The following is a 17,264-nucleotide window of genomic DNA, read 5'->3' on the forward strand; positions in this document are numbered from 1 at the left end:
ACCCGCAGACAGACGCGCCGCCGCTGGCGCGGATTCCGGCTCGCCGGCACAGGCCCGGAACTCCGTCCCGGGCACCGGATCACTCCGTGATCCGGCAGGGAATCCGGCTCCGCCGAGCCCAACGGCACCCAGTGCGCTCCGCGCCCTGCATGCCTCAAAAGACGCAGCCACAGAGGGGATTGACGGGGTGTGAGGTGAGATCCCGTCACCCTGCCTTGTACGGGATCCAGCGGGTCGACTGCAGTGTCCTCAACTCCGAGTCGACTACCGAACCCCCGGAAACGCGACACAGTCAATCACATCCGGCCATTTTCACGCAAGCGTATGCGTCACTATTTCTCACCGGATAGAGTCTGGGATGTTGGCTAGGTACCTCTCCGGGCGAGACCGGAAGGAAAGCCAGAACGAGGAAATCGGCAAAATGGCCAGTGAAAATGAAACGGGAAACAGTTCTTCCGACCCTGAGACCCCCCTTCGCGACCTATGAACCCGGAGGCGGGCATGGCTTGTCTCAGTCCCGTTTTGGTCGAGCGCCCTTCTAGGTGCAGGCAATGCGCCAACAGTCATTCCATTTTAGGAAATTAGGAACGGATTTGATCAATGGCGTGGAGGTAGCGGTCTCTCGTCAGAGTCTTTTCGTACATCCCAGGAATACCGATCTCTGTCAAGATTTTTGCTCGCAGTACCCAAAGGAGGACTTCCCCTAGCCAGTAACGATCGGAAGAATTCATCGAGTTTGCGCCGCCATGGGAAACACCTGTTCGCGCACTAGCCGCCATCCGAGAAATCTTAGGTACCGCTTCAAGAATGTGCTCCCCTAGCGGGCCTGTAGATTCGACCACTTCCTGAGCCTGTCGCCATAGGGGCTTGTCATTTCTCCCCGTAAGCACCCTCTTCGCCCAATCAATTGTCTCTGCGGGAAGCTCCTCCTCTGAGAGCCTGCCAATTACTCCCTCTACCCGGGCCGAGTGTTGCGCTTTCTCCATATCTCGACCTTCGAAGAATTCTTTATGAAGGGCTTCTACTGCTTGGAAGATCGACGCAAATCTATGCTCACCGTAAATGAAGGGGGCGTAGTACGGGTTAAGAAGCAGGGTAAGGATCGGGCGAATTGATGCATAACTCGAGTACCAATTGGAGACAACTTCACCTAGGTCGTGATCAGCTGCTGTATAGAGCGTCGGCGCGCTATACGAGAAGATAGAACCTGGCCGTGAGACAGGCCGCAACACGTCTAGGTAAGCATCGCACAGTACCCCCTTTTCCTCGCCGGGAGCGTCTGGACGCAAATACAGTGCATCCATGGCAAGCGGCCTACCAAGGGAGAGAATCATCAGGTCATGCAGCGGCCTGACCTTTTCTTCGAAGATTTCACGCCATTCTCCTCCGCTAGGCGTCGCGACTGAAATCATTGAGTGCTGCTTGAAGTTTACTGTGATCCCATTGGAGTTCCCGAGTAGTGACGTCAACACTTTGATTACGTCGTCGCCAGACTGCGCGCTAAGCGCTTCCTTTTGGGTAACGTTGAAGCAGAATTGACGGTCTCTGAATTTCACCAGATCTGGAACGGCGGCCCAGTCATGTAGATGTTCGATCTCGACTTGTACCTCGGTGAAGGTCTCACTCGCCGCGTGATCCCCAACGAGAATCAATCCAGGTCTGTACGTCTCCTCGGAACTGGGCATTCCAGGTAGGTAATGCCCGTGGACTTCGAAGAGAGTTACCCGCTGATCCTGTCGAGTAGTGCCATATACAACCCGTTCTGTCACGGTCCTTGTCGTCATAGGCTGGAGCCCGTTACTGGTTGCCTCTTCGAGAGGGTGCAGTGGCCCATAGACCTTTAGCTGCGATCCGTCTTGGGTGAAGGACAAAGTCCCGGGGAGCGGCTCTCCTTCTTTCCCAGGTAGCCACCAGGTGCCTTCCAACTCAAAGTCTTTCATGGCCTCATTGTGATGGCTCGCGAGGACTTTGTACTCATCCTCCACGTAAAGCCAGTGCCAGCGTCGGCGTTCGCTGTGTGGGCTTGCGGGATCTTCCGTGGGCTAGACCTCGATGTAGGCGACGACGACCACGGTGCGCAGGGCCGTGACGAAGTACAGGATGCGGACCTGCTCGATTTCGTCGGTGTACTGGCGCAGCTGCGGACCAGTGGTGTCGCCGGGGATCGGGTCGCCGGCCTCGGGGTCGACGGAGAGGACGACCAGGGTGCGGTCCAGGGCGTGGAGTTCTGCTTCGCTGGTGATGGACTCCAGCTGCTTCGCGGCGGCGTCGGAGAAGGCGATCCGGGCGCGGCGGGGGCCTTGGTGAGGAGGCATCAGGCGACGGCCGGGCGCTGCGCGGCGAGCCGGGCGAGGTGGACCTCGCGCAGTTCTTCCCACGGTGTGCACCCCTCGGGGTCGGGCAGGCCGTTGGTGGCGATGTCCTCCAGGACCGCGGCGAGCTGGTCGGCGTTCGCGCGGGTCTGGGCCGCGTAGGCGCGGATCGCGTCGGCGGCCGCGGGCTCCAGCTGCTGCCGGACGTGGTCGGCGGGGGCCGGCTGTTCAGTCATCGAGGACTCCCAGACGCATGAACTGGCGTGTCTCACCACGGTATCGCCGGGCACCAAGCGTCGGGACCAGTCTGGATTGAAAAGCCGACAGGTGCACCCGGCAGGTGCGGGACGGCCTGCCCTCCGGGGGACTGCGGCCGCGGTCGGCCGATTTTGATCACTGATCAGGGCTGTCGTTGGGAAGGGTTTGTACGGTCATCGTCATATTGCGGGGTGGGGGAGCTCATGGGCGGCGCAGAGCAGGAGTTAGGGCAGCAGTACCAGCAGCTGCGGGAGAAGGTCGGCGAGCGCCGGGCCGAAGTGCTGAAGCACTCTCCGCGGGACGAGCAGTTCGCGGTGGAGTATGCCCGTCTGGTGAACGTCACCGGCAAGCTGGTGGAGTTCGAGAAGGCCCTCCCCGCGCGGCTGGCTGAGCCCGCGCGCCGGCTGAGTACGCGGATCGTGCGCTGGTCCTGGGCCGGGCAGTCCGTCGTCGCGGCCGCGCTCATCGGTGTCGTGTTGGTCTCGGATCGCTCCGGGTGGTGGCTCGTGCTGCTGGTCCCGCACCTGGCGGCGACGGTGGCCGGTGCTTTCCAGACGGTCGACGCCGGCAGGCACGTGTTCCGCCGCAAGGTGGCGATCGGCCTGCGCGTGATCAGCATGTGGTTCCTGATCGCCATCCTCATCGGTTGGGCGCTCGTATGGGGCGCCGTGCTGGATGAGACGGAGACCAGCGCGAAGGGGGCGAAGGCGTGAGCATGAGCGACCACTACGGTCCCCAGGTCAACCGGCTCGACAGCCGCACCAGGTCCTTGGAGAGCGAGGTCTCCGACCTGGACAGCGAAGTCGACTCGCTGCGCTCGAAGCTGGGGCAGGTCGAGGACCTCGACTACGAACTGCGCGACATCCGCGACGACATCGCCCGCCTTCAGAGCGAAGTGGGCGAGCTGGGCGACGACGTCCGCTCCGACATCAGCGACACGGACCGGGCGCTGAAACGGCTGACCGGTCGTGTCCAGGCCCTCGAAGCCCACTTCCGAGCCTCCGAGGGCGCCCCCGTGGCCGACTTCGACACCATCGGTGCGGACTGGCGCCAGCTCGCCCAGATCGCCGACCGCGGCCGGCGGGTGCGCGCCGGCCTGCTCAGCGACGCGCAGCGCGAAGCCCACCAATCCGCGATCCGCGTCTACCAGCACGCGCTCGAGGAGCGCGACGTCCACCGCGGCAGGGTGATCGAGGCGTGCGGGATCCTGGCCACCACCCCGCTCACCATCCCCGCACACGCCCAGGCCGGGGCGGAGTTCGGCCAGTCCCGCACCCTCGCCGACAGCCATGACCAGCGGGCCAAGCGACTGACCGCGGGAGCCCAGAAGGCACAGGCCGAACTCGCGCAGGATGACGTGCTGCGACAGGCGAAGGCCTCGCTGATCGACAAGGGCGCCCGTGCGGAACGGAAGCTGCACGGCGTGCTGCACGGCCGTCTTGCCGATTCGATCCGCGGGCGTGCCCTGCTGCCGGTGTGGTTCGTGACCGTCCTCGGGCCCGTGCCGCCGGCCGCCAAGACCCAGGAGTGGACGGACCTCGCCATCCAGGTCCTCGCCTACCGCATCACCTACGACGTCACCGACCAGGTGGTCGCGCTCGGGCCGGAACCCGATGAGTACGTGCCGCGCCGTACGCCCTGGTTCCACGAACTGACCCGGCAACTAAGGCACTGGAACTGACACCCCTGGACGCTGCCTTGATGGGAATCCTCATGACCTACTACGTGCCCTCGCCCGACGAAGTGGCCGCCGCGCAGACTCCGGCCGGCGGCTGGACGAAGAAGCAGCTCGCGGAGTGGGGCGTCCCCTGGCCTCCGCCGGCAGGCTGGCGCAAGCACCTGGAGGCGAAGTGGCGGGGCGAGGACGTCGACCCGCTGCCGCGTCAGGAGCCCGACCGTGACGCTCTGTTCTGAGGGTGGACGCAGATGCCCGCGCGGCGGGCGGCGGCGCGATTCGAGCGCGGCGGCTTCCCGCACGCCGAAACGGTCCGCCAGGCTGAGCGTCATAACGTCCCACGACAGGGGGCGCGCGACAGTGTCACGCGCCCCTTGGGGCGCTGACGTGCGCTGGGCGTACGCCGATCAGCGCGAACGGAGTTCAGGAGCCCTGCAGTTGTAGGTGGTGCCCGGGGAACTCGCCCCCTACGCAGGGGAGGGCGCACCGGGAGTGACGGATGCCACACTGTCGATATTCGATGGGTCACACAGTGATCGCGACTGCGTCAGCGGACGTAGAGCCCCTCCTCACCCCCGAACCGCACATAGCGTCACCACTCGGGAAACGCCGCCTCAGCAGCGGATGTTCGTTCAGATGTTCGTCCGACCGCGGCAGTGAGGGTCGAGACGGTACAAGAATCAACTAGCCGTCAAAGTGCGATTTACAACCGGAGTTGATACGGGGCTGGTCGCTCACGGACCGGTGTTGTAAGTGCAGCCCGGTATGCTCATCTCGACATCTTCTCTCGCGGCGTAACCCGTCGATCGGTTGACCCGATCGGGGCCGATCGGCTCCGCGACCGAGAGGAGGTGTTGCGGATGGAGAACCCGCCGGAGGGCGGGGAGCAGAACGACCGGAAGCTCGTCAAGAAGGCAATCGGTTGGCTGGCACTCCAGGCACTCGGTGTCTGGCTGCGCCACCTGATCGAAAGCCACCTCTAGACGTCAAAGGCCCCCTGCGCCAACAGAGGGCCTTCCGGGAGCTCGCTCCCAGACGCTGGCCCTGTGCCCCCGCCGACGGTGTAGCTAACCGTGGAGGTGCAGGGCCTCATTCATAACCGATACACGTGGACCGCGGTCCCCAAACCGTGCGGCCATCGGCGTACAACGTCGCGCATTTCCGCGAAAGCATCCACCAGTTCTGCCGCTAAAAAACACTGCAGTCCAGGTGAAGCACCCGGGGACGCTCTTGATGTGAACCGCCTATGGCCTTCGGATGGTACCTCTAAACTGGTCCCGGCGACGAGGAAAGAGCACACCCATGGCACGGGGCCTGGCCAACTTCAGCCCCTCCGAGCTGCGAGCGCACCGGATGAACGTCTACGCGCGTCCGGGCGCGATGTCGATGACAGCCGAGGAACTGGCACGCGCCGTCGGAGCGACGAAGGCACAGATTTTGGCCTACGAGAACGGGCACCGGGTGCCAGACCCGCCGCGTCTCCGTGCCCTCGCCCGCGCGCTGAAGATCCACCCTTCGCAGCTGACGAACTCCGACGGGCGCGAGACGTGGACGCTGGCAGACTTCCGGCGTGCGTCCGGCCTGCGATCCCAAGACATCGTCGAACGCCTTGGGATCTCCCCCAAGAACTACCGGCGGTTCGAGAACGAGGGCATCGTGCCCAGTCGCCGGCCCCGCTTCGTGGACGAGGTCGCCGCCGCCCTGGGCATGCCCCGCCAGGCAGTCGAGATCGCCATAGACCGGACGCCCGCCGTACGACGACGCCGGGCCCGCGCCCGCGAGCTGGTCGTGGCCATGGCCGAGCACTACGTTCCCAGGCCCGGTCAGTGGAAGGGGCCCGCCCCTGACGACCCGCACCTCATCGAACTGGCCGCCACCTACGGCCGCCCGGTGCAGCGCCTGCGCCGCGTCCTCGCTTACGAACTAGGCGAGCTGCGGCAGAGCCAGGTGCGCGCACAGCGTGAGCGGGTCGTCGCGAACTACGACACCGACCACGACCGCCAAGCCAGCGCGCAGAACGCGCTGGACCGCTGGACCGAGATCTTCGAGAGAGACCTGGCCCGGATACCTCAGCGCCTGGAACGCTTCCACCGCAGCACCCAACCCTCGGACGTCTGGCAGCTACTGGTCGACCTCTACAACGTCGACGCAACCGTGCGGACCGACGCCAGCGCCTGGGCGGTCACCAAGCTGTTGTGCAAGGACCCCCAGGTGCTGCCCACTTCCATGGTCGAGCAGTACACCCTGGACGACGTCGCGGTCTGCCGACTCACCACCTTTGGCGTCAACCACGTCATCACTTTCGCCGGCCTGTATGCGGCGCTGTACCCCGGTGTGCGCCGGCCCGTTCGCCGCGCCAACATCAAGGCCCGTAGCTCCGCAGCCGGGCCTGAGACATTCACCTTGCCCAACCGCGCCGAGCGTGTGGTGGTGCCCCAGCCGCTGATGGAAACCATGCGCCTCGTGGCGACGGGCTCCAAGACTCCTCTGACATTGCGGCTGAGCGCCTCCTACGAGCTCACGGTCGGAGCGAACTCCCTGTCCCTGTCCCTCATCGACGACTCGGACTGAGAGCTCCGGACGGATACAGCGAGCTTCGCCTGCACAGCACTGGCACGCCGTGCCGAGGCCGGCCTGATGCGGGCCGAAGACAGCAGCTTCACCGAGAACGCCCTACAGGGCGTGCCACAGTCCGATTGGCGAATTGCACTATGCGCTCCCCTACTGAGCTGCTGTGTTGCGTTTTTTAGCGGCAGGAGTGGCTGTAAGTACTAGGTCTGCCTCTCATACAAACACTGGGCCGCGTTCGCTTGAGCGAGGCACCGGCAGGCCCGCCGCAGTTGACGCCTGGAAGACGTGTGCGACGGGCCAGACACCACCGGAGGTGGCTGCGCACATGCCCACCCAGACCCTGCTCCTTCTGGCGGTCATCGCCGTAATCGTTGGCTACGCCGCGTTCACCAACGCGGCTGCTGGAGGTGCGATTGTCGTCTCGGCCACCGTCGTAGGCATCCTCTACGCGATCATCAGAGACGACGGGCGAGGCGACAACCGACCCTGACCGCCTTGTCGATCGGATGTCGTGTCGAATAGCGAAGACCCATACGGGGCGACAAACGGGATCAGGCAACTACTCGCCCTCCAGGCTGCCTTCGCGGACATCTCGTGTGAGGGGTCGTGCCTGCGGATAGAAGGCAGGGAGGCGGCACTGCATCGTCACGTGCGCACTTAGGTCGCATGGGCAACTCGCCGCGAGAGAGAGGGGGAGGAATGACTGCGGACATGGTGAGCGCGGATGAGTGGCTGGGCGAGATCACGGCTCAAGCGCGCAAGAGCCAGTCGAGGGTGTTCTCCGTGAGTGTGCCGGTGAATCATCCCTACACCCCGCAAGAGGTGCCTGAGCATCTGCTGGCAGCGGCGATCGAGGGCGTCGAAGGTCAGGGATGGCAGTTGGACAGCGTGAGTACGTACGGCGCTGCCCTCCCCACGTTCGTTGACCCTCCCTATGAGCCCGTTCCCCGCTTCTGGGCCTTGTTGATCTTTCGCACCACATACCGAGCCCAAGCCTGAGTATCCGTCGGGCAGCACTTGAATCGCCATGCAGACCGGCCGGATACGTGGTCGACGGCGGCGCCCTGGGGAGAATAATGCCGCCTCCTGGCAGACGACTTGGTCCGGTCCGCTACGGGCTCGGCCTCGTGGAGAACCGCTGTCGCCGGCGAAGGTTCACGAGGGCGCAGGAGCGCACGTTGAAGACCCCTCACCGGTCGAGGCGGGGCGATGATGCCGGGCGCGCCAGGGCCGCTACCCCCATTGACGGGCGGCTTCTCGGCACCAAGCACTTCCTCGTTGACATTGTCAAGGAGGAGATTTAACCTGTTCAGCACGACACGTTGTTTCGACGGATCGGGTGAGCTTGATGATTCGAGCCAATGATGTGCAGGCCTGGCCTGTCGTAGGGTGGCGCGACATCGTCCGCGCCTACCGGCCAGACTCCCCAGTGAGCGAAGCACCGCTGAAGACGTTGCGCAGCCATGGAGTCTTGTCGCAAGGGCTCCGGTTCACGAGGCACAATCACAGCAGGCTGGCAGGTGCTGGCATGCTCTACAGCCGCTTGAGTGTCAGCGCTGCCGTACTGACCCGCCGGAAGGACATGCCTGCCGCGCGGGCATACCACACCCACGCCCAACGATTGGAGGATGAGCTCGTGGAGTTGCTGAATCGCCTGTCGATCGACCGCGCTGAGCTCGAGCCGCTAGCCGGCCCCTCCCGGGCGGCTTGGAAGGCTCTCGACTGGCTCTGCGTTGAAACCCAGAAGGCTCTGGCGCTCCTGCCTGCTGTTCCGGATGAGGAGCGCATTCCGGGCATCCTGAAGAGCACGGACGGGAAGAAGGTTCGATTCGTCGAAGCGGGACCGCACGGAGTCGACCGCGAGCTCCCTTACGGGATGCTCGAGTCTGCCGGCTTGTCCATCGGCGATCCCGCCTTGCTTACGAACGAGTTCACGGGAGAAGCCATCATCACTCGACTGCAGCCAGGACTTCTCACCGCAGACCTGGAAGACGCCACAGACAGTGCTGCTGTCGAAAGCAGTGCAGACGACAGGGTCGGCCGCCCGCTGGGCGATGAAGGCTTCGTCGCTGCGCTCTTCGACGAGCTGAGGGCGGAGTAACCCCAACTACCCATACAATCCATGGGTGGAAGGCGTTAACTGGTCATTAGGCGACAAGTCGGACCGCATAGAGCTGCAAAGATTCGACTGCTGTCCCGGGTGTCGGGCCGATACGGTCCGACACCCGCAGGATCGCCGCCCCTGCGTGACGCCATGGGCGCACGAAGTGCAGGCGTATTTCCGGCAGCGGGCGATCAGTCACACAAATGGCAGGCGCAGGTCTCATGACCAGCGCCTGTTGCTCTTGCATGACGCGAGTGATCTGGCCGGAGCAGCAGTGCACACCTCCACTCCGCATCCCAGTGCGGCAGAGCGGCCTACGATTTTCGAGCGGCGACTCGAGTTCTACGCGATCGCCAGTGACCGCCAGGGACAGACCCTCTCGAACGGCGAATACGCTGCTCAGGCACTGCTCCGGGCGGCCGTCACTGACATCACGAGCCGACACGACCCCCGCGCCGAGGTCTTCCTCACCGCTCTGGTCCATCCGGAAAATAAGGCCTCTCAGCGGTGTCTGGAACGCTACGGATGGCTGCAGCGTAGGACCGATGACGCCACGTATCTGCTCTTCGCTGCAGCTCTAGGCACCCTTCAAAAGATGCACGGCGTCATCCCTCCAGCCACACACGGCGACGCCTCCGGCCCTGATCAGGCTGAGACGGGCGAGCAAACCGAGCCCTAACCACTGGACGGGCGGTCGATGCCTCCCGCACGAAGCCGACAGGCGGGATCCGAACGCCAACTAACGCAAACCCCCAGTCGTCCTTCACGGTGGACGACTGGGGGTATCTTGCCGGGCCTCACCGCGTTGACAGGGCGGCTTGCAGCTAGATCATCCAGAGTTGGCGCACGGACTTGCCGTCCTTGGACCTGATGAGGATCTCGTTCCCGCCCTCGCTCTCCTGCTCAACGAGGTAGAGCAGGGCCACGGCGCGCCGCACGGATTCTGTGATGGACGTCTGCTTTTGCTCCTTGTACCACCGGAGCTTTTCTGCGGTCTCAGAGTTGATGTTGACGCTGAGGCGCTGGAGCGTGCCAGTGTCGGTGCTTGTATTGGTTTCGGCGTTCGTGCGGCGTGCAGAAGGCATGGAAAATTCCCCATTTCCAATGGTGTCGCGCATGGCTTGGACACGACAACGATCGGGGTTGCCTCCCCCTAGCCTGGCTGAGGCAAGCCCGACGAATCGTGGACACGTTGTGGCGCCTTTGCCGTGGCATGGACGAAGCACCCCCTCGTGCCTCGCTATGGCGAGGTCCGTACTCCCCCTGGACCTCTCCCGACGGCATTGGCGGTTGACGCCGGCCGGCATAGGAACCACCGCAGGGCGGATGCGCTTCCGCCTGGGCTGTCTTGCCTACGCCAGTCAGCGATGGCAGTTCGTACCGGCCAGCATGATGGCGCAGGAGTGGGTATGAGCAGGTAACTCACGTGAACTCCCTTCCGCATGCTGGGCGGAACGTGTGTCCCCATGTTGCTTCAAGGCGTACCTGATGTCAAGTATTGCTACCTGTCATGTGCCCACTATGCGCGCCGGATACACATCAGGTGTGTATAGAGATCACATTGCGTGTGGTACCGTGACGTGTCAAGGATGGCTGGAGGCGCTCCGCGCGCCCCGCCCCGGACAGCCCTCGCCCCAGGGCAAACCCGTTAGGGGACGCCGAGCATGGACGATCAAGGTTCGAAGTACCGGGGACCCCTCCGCCCCGTGCACGGTGTGATCTTGCTCTGCAGCAAGGTGAGGATCCTCTACATCGCACCGTTCTGGGACAAGCAAAGCCTGCTGCAGCTGAAGACGGTCCGTCAGCGCCAGCCTCAGCTCGTGGAGTTCATCGGGTCGGCCCTCGACGAGCCACCGTTCAACAGCAACGAGACCGTGCTGACCGACAGCGGCGAACCCGCATTCGGTACGGAAATATGGAAACTCGGCCCCCCACTTCAACTGATCGCCTGCGGTCATACGGCTCCCGGGTGTAATCACACATGAGTGAGCGCACATCGGCATGAACACCCCAGAAGGTCCACCCAGCACTCGCTGGGCGACGCAGAGCCATCGGACCGGTTACGGGGAGAGCTGGAAGAGGATGAACTCCCGGAAAAGGGGGATGACTTCTACCAGTTGGGCCCGTGGAGGCCCTGTCCTCCCATTGGGTCGGCCGCGCCTGTCGTCCCCGGCCCTCGCGAGCGGCCCGACCGCCGTAAGGAGCGCTGACGGTGGCCGCAGGAAACGAGGACCTCACCTCAGACGAAGCGCCGGCTCCAGCGGGCACCGACGAGCACATCGTCAGAACGCATCTCCGCAATCACATCCAGGGACAGCTTGCTGCACCTGACGGAGGCGACCCGCAGCCGCAGGTGGATGAACTCCCGGAAAAGGGGGATGACTTCTACCTGCTGGGTCCTTGGAGACCCTGTCCTCCCATTGGGTCGGCCGCGCCTGTCGTCCCCGGCCCTCGCGAGCGGCCCGACCGCCGTAAGGAGCGCTGACGGTGGCCGCAGGAGACTTCACCTCACGCGAAACGCCGGCTCCAGCGGGTACCGACGAGCACACCCTCGGAACGCATCTCCGCAATCACATCCAGGGACAGCCCGCTGCACCCGACGGAAGCGACCCGCAGCCGCTGAATGACCCCGTTGGTGATGCACACCAGACGCAACCCGAGCAGGCCGGAGGCGAGTTCGTAGAGGACCAAAGGCCCCGTCGAGACACGGTCGTGGGCCAAAAGGAGTGGAACGCTCAGCAGAGCATGCACAGAACCCGGACATGGCTGGCGCTGGGGCTGCTCATTCTGGTGGGGCTGCTCGCCCTCGCCCCCACAGTCGCTCTCATATTCGGCGACACGCTCCACTTCACCGCCGAGGCCTACCGGGAAGTGAACTCGATGTTCACGCCAGTCATAGCCCTCGCGAGCGCCGCATTCGGCTTCTTCTTCGCCTCCTCTGACGACCGCAATCGGCGCTGACCCAGCACGCCCGAGACACTGCAGCAAAGCGTGGGAACGAGCTGCACTCAAGGCGGCACCAACTTCGTGCTACAGCGCAGCTATACCTCGATGTAGGCGACGACGACCATGGTGCGCAGGGCGATGACGAAGTACAGGACGCGTACCTGCTCGATTTCGTCCGTGCACTGGCGCAGCTGCGGGCCGCTGGTGTCGTCGGGGATCGGTTCGCCGGCCTCGGGGTCGACGGAGATGACGACCAGGGTGGGGGGATCCGCTCATGCGCATACGCCGAGAGGTCCGCTGGGTCTTGTGGGCGCTGTGGCTTGCGTGCCTTGCCTTCTCCATCTGGTTCTTCGCGGAGGTGATCACGCTGTTCCTACAGGCCGAGTCCTGGTGACGCGGGCAGGGACGAGCGGCGTGCACGACGGGGCCCCGCTCCGATGGATCCGGATCTGACAGGTACGCGGTTGGGGGCCGGCGAAGGCTCCGGCAGCCATCGGGCCCCCTGCGAGGGGGAGGGGGAGGAATGACTGCGGACATGGTGAGCGCGGATGAGTGGCTGGGCGAGATCACGGCTCAAGCGCGCAAGAGCCAGTCGAGGGTGTTCTCCGTGAGTGTGCCGGTGAATCATCCCTATACCCCGCAGGAGGTGCCTGAGCATCTGCTGGCAGCGGCGATCGAGGGCGTCGAGGGGCAGGGATGGCAGTTGGACAGCGTGAGTACGTACGGCGCTGCCCTCCCCACGTTCGTTGACCCTCCCTATGAGCCCGTTCCCCGCTTCTGGGCCTTGTTGATCTTTCGCACCACGTACCGAGGCCGAGCCTGAGTATCCGTCTGGCGCACACGACCCGCCGGGGTCTTCGCGAGCTAGATCTCGAGGTACGCGAGGGCACGATCGGTTCAGGCGGCCGCGGGCAGTGTCATCTGGTGTATCTGGTCCCAGGTCTGGCTGTGGACGCGAGAGCGGGAGTCGTTTGTCTGCGACTTCGGGAGTCACTTCGTGACGCTGCTGCATGATCAATGTCAATGAGTGGGAGGCACCGCATCCGTTGTCGGGCCTGTCCGGAACGCAGTCCGCCATTCACGGTGATCGTATGGAGAAGTGCCGGACCCCTTCGCCGAGCCTGGCTTGGGGCTTCGCGCACAGTGAGACTGGCAGCCAGCCGTGGCGGCCTGTCCGAGTAGCGTGCCGGCCGCTGAACCTCACTGACGGGCGCCCGTGAGAGCCACAGGACCACACAAGTCCCTTGTCCTCATGGAGGGTCCGCCCGTTTCACCTACACCACTACGGGAGACGTATGCGCACCAAGATTGCCGCTTGCCTCGGCACCCTGAGCCTGAGTGCGGGAATGCTCCTTGCCATGCCGGGAGCAGCTCACGCCGACGGCATTCCCTACCGCTACAACGTCCCGGTTGGCCAGACCTACACCAAGGGCGATGTGATCTTCTACAACCGCAGCGTTGGTGTGGTTGGCGAACAGAAATCCGTGACGCCGAGCTCCTGCCGGTACACCAGAGCCACCGCATACGACAGCTACTCGCACATCATCGGTGAAAGCAGCAGCACCCCCGTCTGCGGGGCGTCCGCGAAAGTCAACCTCGCCGTCTCCGCAGACGTACCGGGAGGCGCCGACTACGTCGTCGTCTGCCTCGTGCACTGGAGAGGCGACGATGTTCTCAAGTGTCAGGGCATCGATCCCTGACCCACTAGACCCCGGCTTCGTCGCCACGACACCGCTGGTGTCCGACAGCCCGCGCCCCCTGGCCATGGGGCGCGGGCTGTCGGACATTCCTCACAGCTACACGGCTGCGGCATCTGGTCCCAGGTCCGCCCGTCCAGTTCACGGCCGCCGGCTTTCGGGGTGCCTTGTGGGGTGATGAGCCACCTGTAAACGGGGCACGGTCATGCGGCGAAGCCGACGTTGGTGACGTACTCGTACTGGCCCCACTGCGAGCCGAGGTCGGTGACCTGGTCGATCCATGCGTCGTCGAATTCCTGGTCGTCGCCGGCCGCCCACGCGGCGACGATGCGGTCCCACCGGCGGACGTTCATCGTGCGGAATTCCACCGCCCGCTGGCGGGGCCGGTCGACCTGTGACTGGTTGAGCGGGTGGATCTCCACGCGGGTGCCGCGGCCGTCGCGGTTGAGGCGGGCCAGCAGGTAGCGGGCGACGTTCTCGCGGCGCACGGTGCGGTAGGCCTGCTCGATGCGTTCGAGGTTCTTCCTCGATGGCGTGCGGGTGCCGTCGAGCCAGGCGCGCAGGGTGCGGTCGGTGACGGTCAGGCCGGCGGCCCGGGCTGCGGCGCGGGCGTGGTCGGTGCGGGTGAGGTAGTGCAGGCGCGCTTGCAGGCCGCGGCGGGCGGTGACGGGGGTGGCGATGTAGCCGGCGAGGGCGTCCAGTTGGCGGGCGACGGCTTCGTGGCCCTTGATGCCGCGGGCGCCGTACTTGCCGAACTCGATGTTCCGCTCAGGCATCTCGCCTCCTCTTGTGGATCTCTGTACGGGCCCGTGAGGGCCGAACTCCGGCCCCCGTGGGGGATTTGACGCGCAGTCGGGAACCGGCGCTGTAGCGGGCACTGGGGGCGCGCGTGGGGTCAGGACAGGGCACGGGCCACCTCGGCTTCTGTCTCCGCGGTCATTGCGGAGACTTCCGCGACCTGGGCGTGCCAGTCGGTGTCGCGCCGGGCGCGGTCCTGTTCGGCCTGGATCCGGCAGCGTGCGCACAGCCCGAGGGTCTGCACGGGTCGTCCGCACGGCTTACCGCCGTGTCCGGGGCAGGTGCCGTCCTCGCTCCCGGCGGCCTCGACCACCGCATGATGGGCAGTCATCTCGCAGGCCTCACAGGTACGGCCCTGCTCCAGACGGCGGCCGCAGCCCCCTTCGCAGGCGGGCCAGCCCCGGCACGACCCACACAGGCTCCCGCTGGGCGAGTCACCGCCGCACTCAGGGCACTCACCGCGCACCCGGCGGCGTACGGACTCCTCAACCGTGCGATCAAAGGCCGGAGCCGACGACGGGCCCTGCCATGGCGTAGCGGCATGCTCGCCGGAGGCCTGCCCGGGCAGCAGGGCCGTACGGGCCGTGGGCGGCAGGCTGTTGATGCGGGCGGAGATCACTCCGCCCGGACTCCGCCTGATCGGGCCGTCCAGTGGCGCACCCAGCACGGCCGCCAGCTCACTGATCTGCCAGGGCTCACCCGCGGCCTCCGACTGCGCGATCACACCGTCCAGCTTCCGCGCCTGATCGGTCAGCACCCGCCCCGCCAGAGCAAGCTCCGGCCGCACGCGCCCGACCCGCAGCAGCACCTCCATGCCCGGGGTCGTCTCTCGCTGACGGCTCGACCTCAAGCCCCCTTGCTGCTGCTTGGCTTCACGGGCCTCAGCGGCGCCAGTCGTCTCATCCCCTGTTGTGCCGGCCGCGTCCGTCCGTCCGTCCGTGTCACTCACCGGTGCATCCACTACCCGCACGGACGGACGGACGGGGGCCCCACCCTCTGAACGGAGAGTCTTAACGGAAGGTCTGAACGGGGGTTCGGGATTCTGCAGGTCAGACCCCGAATGCGGGCTAGAAATCTGGCCCCGTGGGCTAGAAATCTGGCCCCGTGGGCCAGAAATCTGGCCCGCCTCATCGAGCGGGCTAGATTTCTGGCCCACTACTTCAGTCCGCTCCGCCCGCTTGCGGGCAGCCCGCTGCCGCTCCTTGCGGACGGCCTGCTCGGCAGCCTCGGCGGCCGGACGCCGCACCTCATCCAGCAGGGCGAAGGCGTTGCGGGGCCCGGCATACCCGGGCTTGGGCCGGTCGTTGATACGGATCCGCAGCGGCGCGGCACTCGCTCCCGCACGGCTCGACGTCTTGATCGGAGCGCCCTCCGGAGTGCAGATCAGCCCGACGCCGGACAGCTCCGACAGCAATGACCGCACCCGCGCCAGACTGGACGGATTCGCCGGCTCCCCGGCCTTCATCTGCTTCGACGGCAGCAGATAGCACAGCTGCAGCAACGTCAGCTTCCGCACTGGGCCACGCTTCTCGATCACCAGCGCGCGCATGATCCAGTACATGCGCACCGCGCTGTCCCGAAGCTGCGGGCACAGCGGCACCCAGTCGTGCAGCTGGCTGGTGTAGAAGCCCTCATCGTTGTCAGGGCCTAGGAGCTCCGCACGCTGACTGGTGTCGGAGCCTTCGTCGTACCCGAACGGATCGGGCCCGGCGGAATGATCTTTCCGGCCGTGCAAGGGTGGGTCATCTCCCCAGGTAGGGGAGCCGTGTCCAGTGCGTGTGACCTAGGAGGAGCCCGGGATAGTGGCGTTGCGCGAAGTGTTGCGCATATCCTGGGTATAGGTGACCACGCGGACCTACGGTCCACGGGCATCACCCCGGCGAGGTCACCTCACCGGATCACGACTCAGAGTGGCTAGCTCGGATGAGTCGGACTTGGAAGCGGCTCCTGTTGTGGCGACAGGGGCCGCTTCGCATTTACGGCGATCGGGCGAGCATCAGTCTCCTCAGCCTGCCTCTCGAGTCAGTTCTGGGCTCAGTGATGCTTGGGGATGCTTCTCCGCCCAGCCCTGGAGCAGGCGGACGTAGGCCTCCAGATGGCGTCGGCGCGGCTTCGCCATCCCGGTCTCCCAACGGTGGAACGCGACCCGGGTGACGCCGAAGACTTCGGCGACTTCCTCCTGGGTCAGCCCGTCGGCCTTGCGAAGACGTGCGCGAACCTCCGGCGGCGGCATGGTGTCCGGCCGCGCGAGTAGAGCGTCGACTGCATCAAGTAGTTCAGACACTGCTCCCCCTCTCCTCACGTGATCCAGAACTATACATAACTCTCCACCTGCAACAGTGAAGTTGGCGGTGTGTCACGCAAAAGCCCCGGCAAGGGCGGGAATCGCGCATCCAAGTCCAGTCCGGCCGCGCGACCTTCGGTTGCTAAGGCCAGCTCTCAGCTTTCGAAGGTCAGCAGCGGGACGTCGTAGAGGTCGGGATTCTTCGGGCGCGTCATCACAGGCGCGGTGACCTCGACCACGAGCATCTCGACAAGGAACTGGACGCGAGCACTGAGTAGATGGCTCGTGTGGCCGGTGGCCGATCGGGCCTTCTCCCCCAGCGACGTGTGGATGTGCGGCAAGACCGAGTCCGTCTCTGCGTCGTAGGCGAGCGTTCCACAACCCATCGCCTCCACGCCGGTCAAGTGGACCTTGCTCCAGACCGGGGCCTCGGGGTCCTCGAGCTTCTCGCACGCACCGACGATCTCCGCCTCAGCGAAGCCGGCGATGAACATCGGGACGTAGCCGTGCCGGACGCCGTTGTGGCGGCAGAACTCGGCAAGGGTGGGAAAGAAGTCGTCGCCGTGGTCGAAATTCACGGCGAAGGTCCGACCGGTGGTCAGTTCGTAGCTGCGCACGA

At 65.2% G+C, this 17,264-nt stretch carries 21 protein-coding genes; 13 read left to right on the forward strand and 8 right to left on the reverse strand.

Annotated elements, in window-relative coordinates:
- Positions 1-581: 581 nt before the first annotated feature.
- From OG303_RS50460 to OG303_RS50470, 3 genes are read right to left on the reverse strand one after another with little or no spacing between them, the layout of a single operon-like run.
- Entirely contained in the window at positions 582-1,985 is a 1,404-nt protein-coding gene (locus OG303_RS50460; RefSeq protein WP_331723976.1) for a HEPN domain-containing protein, read from the reverse strand.
- Between the two features lie 57 nt (positions 1,986-2,042).
- Entirely contained in the window at positions 2,043-2,315 is a 273-nt protein-coding gene (locus tag OG303_RS50465) for a hypothetical protein (RefSeq protein WP_331723977.1), read from the reverse strand.
- Positions 2,315-2,548 (reverse strand): hypothetical protein, encoded by a 234-nt coding sequence (locus tag OG303_RS50470; protein ID WP_331723978.1) that lies wholly within the window; start codon positions 2,546-2,548, stop codon positions 2,315-2,317. Before OG303_RS50470 ends, OG303_RS50465 begins: the two co-directional genes overlap by 1 nt.
- A gap of 225 nt (positions 2,549-2,773) precedes the next feature.
- On the opposite strand from OG303_RS50470, the gene OG303_RS50475 reads away from it, so the two are divergent.
- From OG303_RS50475 to OG303_RS50515, 9 genes are all read left to right on the forward strand, one after another.
- Positions 2,774-3,283: a hypothetical protein gene (locus tag OG303_RS50475; protein ID WP_331723979.1), complete on the forward strand. Its 510-nt coding sequence runs from the start codon at positions 2,774-2,776 to the stop codon at positions 3,281-3,283.
- 2 nt (positions 3,284-3,285) lie between these two features.
- Positions 3,286-4,251, forward strand: a complete 966-nt coding sequence (locus tag OG303_RS50480; protein ID WP_331723980.1) for a hypothetical protein — start codon at positions 3,286-3,288, stop codon at positions 4,249-4,251.
- Between the two features lie 20 nt (positions 4,252-4,271).
- Positions 4,272-4,484 carry a hypothetical protein gene (locus OG303_RS50485; RefSeq protein WP_331723981.1) on the forward strand — a complete coding sequence of 71 codons (213 nt, stop codon included), beginning with the start codon at positions 4,272-4,274 and terminating at the stop codon, positions 4,482-4,484.
- A 621-nt stretch (positions 4,485-5,105) separates the two neighbouring features.
- Positions 5,106-5,228, forward strand: coding sequence for a hypothetical protein (locus OG303_RS50490; RefSeq protein WP_331723982.1), 123 nt, complete (start codon positions 5,106-5,108; stop codon positions 5,226-5,228).
- A 319-nt stretch (positions 5,229-5,547) separates the two neighbouring features.
- Entirely contained in the window at positions 5,548-6,816 is a 1,269-nt protein-coding gene (locus OG303_RS50495; protein ID WP_331723983.1) for a helix-turn-helix domain-containing protein, read from the forward strand.
- A 325-nt stretch (positions 6,817-7,141) separates the two neighbouring features.
- Positions 7,142-7,306, forward strand: a complete 165-nt coding sequence (locus tag OG303_RS50500) for a hypothetical protein (RefSeq protein ID WP_331723984.1) — start codon at positions 7,142-7,144, stop codon at positions 7,304-7,306.
- Between the two features lie 209 nt (positions 7,307-7,515).
- On the forward strand, positions 7,516-7,815 hold the full coding sequence (locus tag OG303_RS50505) for a hypothetical protein (protein ID WP_331723985.1): 300 nt from the start codon (positions 7,516-7,518) through the stop codon (positions 7,813-7,815).
- Between the two features lie 529 nt (positions 7,816-8,344).
- Positions 8,345-8,917: a hypothetical protein gene (locus OG303_RS50510; protein WP_405877958.1), complete on the forward strand. Its 573-nt coding sequence runs from the start codon at positions 8,345-8,347 to the stop codon at positions 8,915-8,917.
- Positions 8,918-8,942: 25 nt separating this feature from the next.
- Positions 8,943-9,599, forward strand: coding sequence for a hypothetical protein (locus OG303_RS50515; protein WP_405877960.1), 657 nt, complete (start codon positions 8,943-8,945; stop codon positions 9,597-9,599).
- A 145-nt stretch (positions 9,600-9,744) separates the two neighbouring features.
- Here OG303_RS50515 and OG303_RS50520 read toward each other — a convergent pair whose 3' ends face one another.
- Positions 9,745-10,038 carry a hypothetical protein gene (locus OG303_RS50520; protein ID WP_331723988.1) on the reverse strand — a complete coding sequence of 98 codons (294 nt, stop codon included), beginning with the start codon at positions 10,036-10,038 and terminating at the stop codon, positions 9,745-9,747.
- A gap of 588 nt (positions 10,039-10,626) precedes the next feature.
- On the opposite strand from OG303_RS50520, the gene OG303_RS50525 reads away from it, so the two are divergent.
- The 4 genes from OG303_RS50525 (at position 10,627) to OG303_RS50540 (ending at position 13,566) form a co-directional block, all read left to right on the forward strand.
- Entirely contained in the window at positions 10,627-10,905 is a 279-nt protein-coding gene (locus OG303_RS50525) for a hypothetical protein (protein ID WP_405877962.1), read from the forward strand.
- Between the two features lie 502 nt (positions 10,906-11,407).
- Positions 11,408-11,881, forward strand: a complete 474-nt coding sequence (locus OG303_RS50530) for a hypothetical protein (protein WP_405877964.1) — start codon at positions 11,408-11,410, stop codon at positions 11,879-11,881.
- A gap of 508 nt (positions 11,882-12,389) precedes the next feature.
- Positions 12,390-12,689 (forward strand): hypothetical protein, encoded by a 300-nt coding sequence (locus OG303_RS50535; RefSeq protein ID WP_331723992.1) that lies wholly within the window; start codon positions 12,390-12,392, stop codon positions 12,687-12,689.
- A gap of 472 nt (positions 12,690-13,161) precedes the next feature.
- Positions 13,162-13,566 carry a hypothetical protein gene (locus tag OG303_RS50540; protein ID WP_331723993.1) on the forward strand — a complete coding sequence of 135 codons (405 nt, stop codon included), beginning with the start codon at positions 13,162-13,164 and terminating at the stop codon, positions 13,564-13,566.
- A 200-nt stretch (positions 13,567-13,766) separates the two neighbouring features.
- Here OG303_RS50540 and OG303_RS50545 read toward each other — a convergent pair whose 3' ends face one another.
- The 4 genes from OG303_RS50545 to OG303_RS50560 form a co-directional block, all read right to left on the reverse strand.
- Positions 13,767-14,339 (reverse strand): transcriptional regulator, encoded by a 573-nt coding sequence (locus tag OG303_RS50545; protein WP_331723994.1) that lies wholly within the window; start codon positions 14,337-14,339, stop codon positions 13,767-13,769.
- A gap of 119 nt (positions 14,340-14,458) precedes the next feature.
- Positions 14,459-16,096 carry a hypothetical protein gene (locus OG303_RS50550; RefSeq protein WP_331723995.1) on the reverse strand — a complete coding sequence of 546 codons (1,638 nt, stop codon included), beginning with the start codon at positions 16,094-16,096 and terminating at the stop codon, positions 14,459-14,461.
- A 270-nt stretch (positions 16,097-16,366) separates the two neighbouring features.
- Entirely contained in the window at positions 16,367-16,645 is a 279-nt protein-coding gene (locus OG303_RS50555; protein ID WP_405877967.1) for a helix-turn-helix domain-containing protein, read from the reverse strand.
- Positions 16,646-16,800: 155 nt separating this feature from the next.
- On the reverse strand, positions 16,801-17,262 hold the full coding sequence (locus tag OG303_RS50560; RefSeq protein WP_331723997.1) for a PCC domain-containing protein: 462 nt from the start codon (positions 17,260-17,262) through the stop codon (positions 16,801-16,803).
- Positions 17,263-17,264 lie beyond the last annotated feature (2 nt).

Origin of the sequence: Streptomyces sp. NBC_00005, from assembly GCF_045160215.1 — a bacterium.
In the GTDB taxonomy this organism is placed as follows: domain Bacteria; phylum Actinomycetota; class Actinomycetes; order Streptomycetales; family Streptomycetaceae; genus Streptomyces.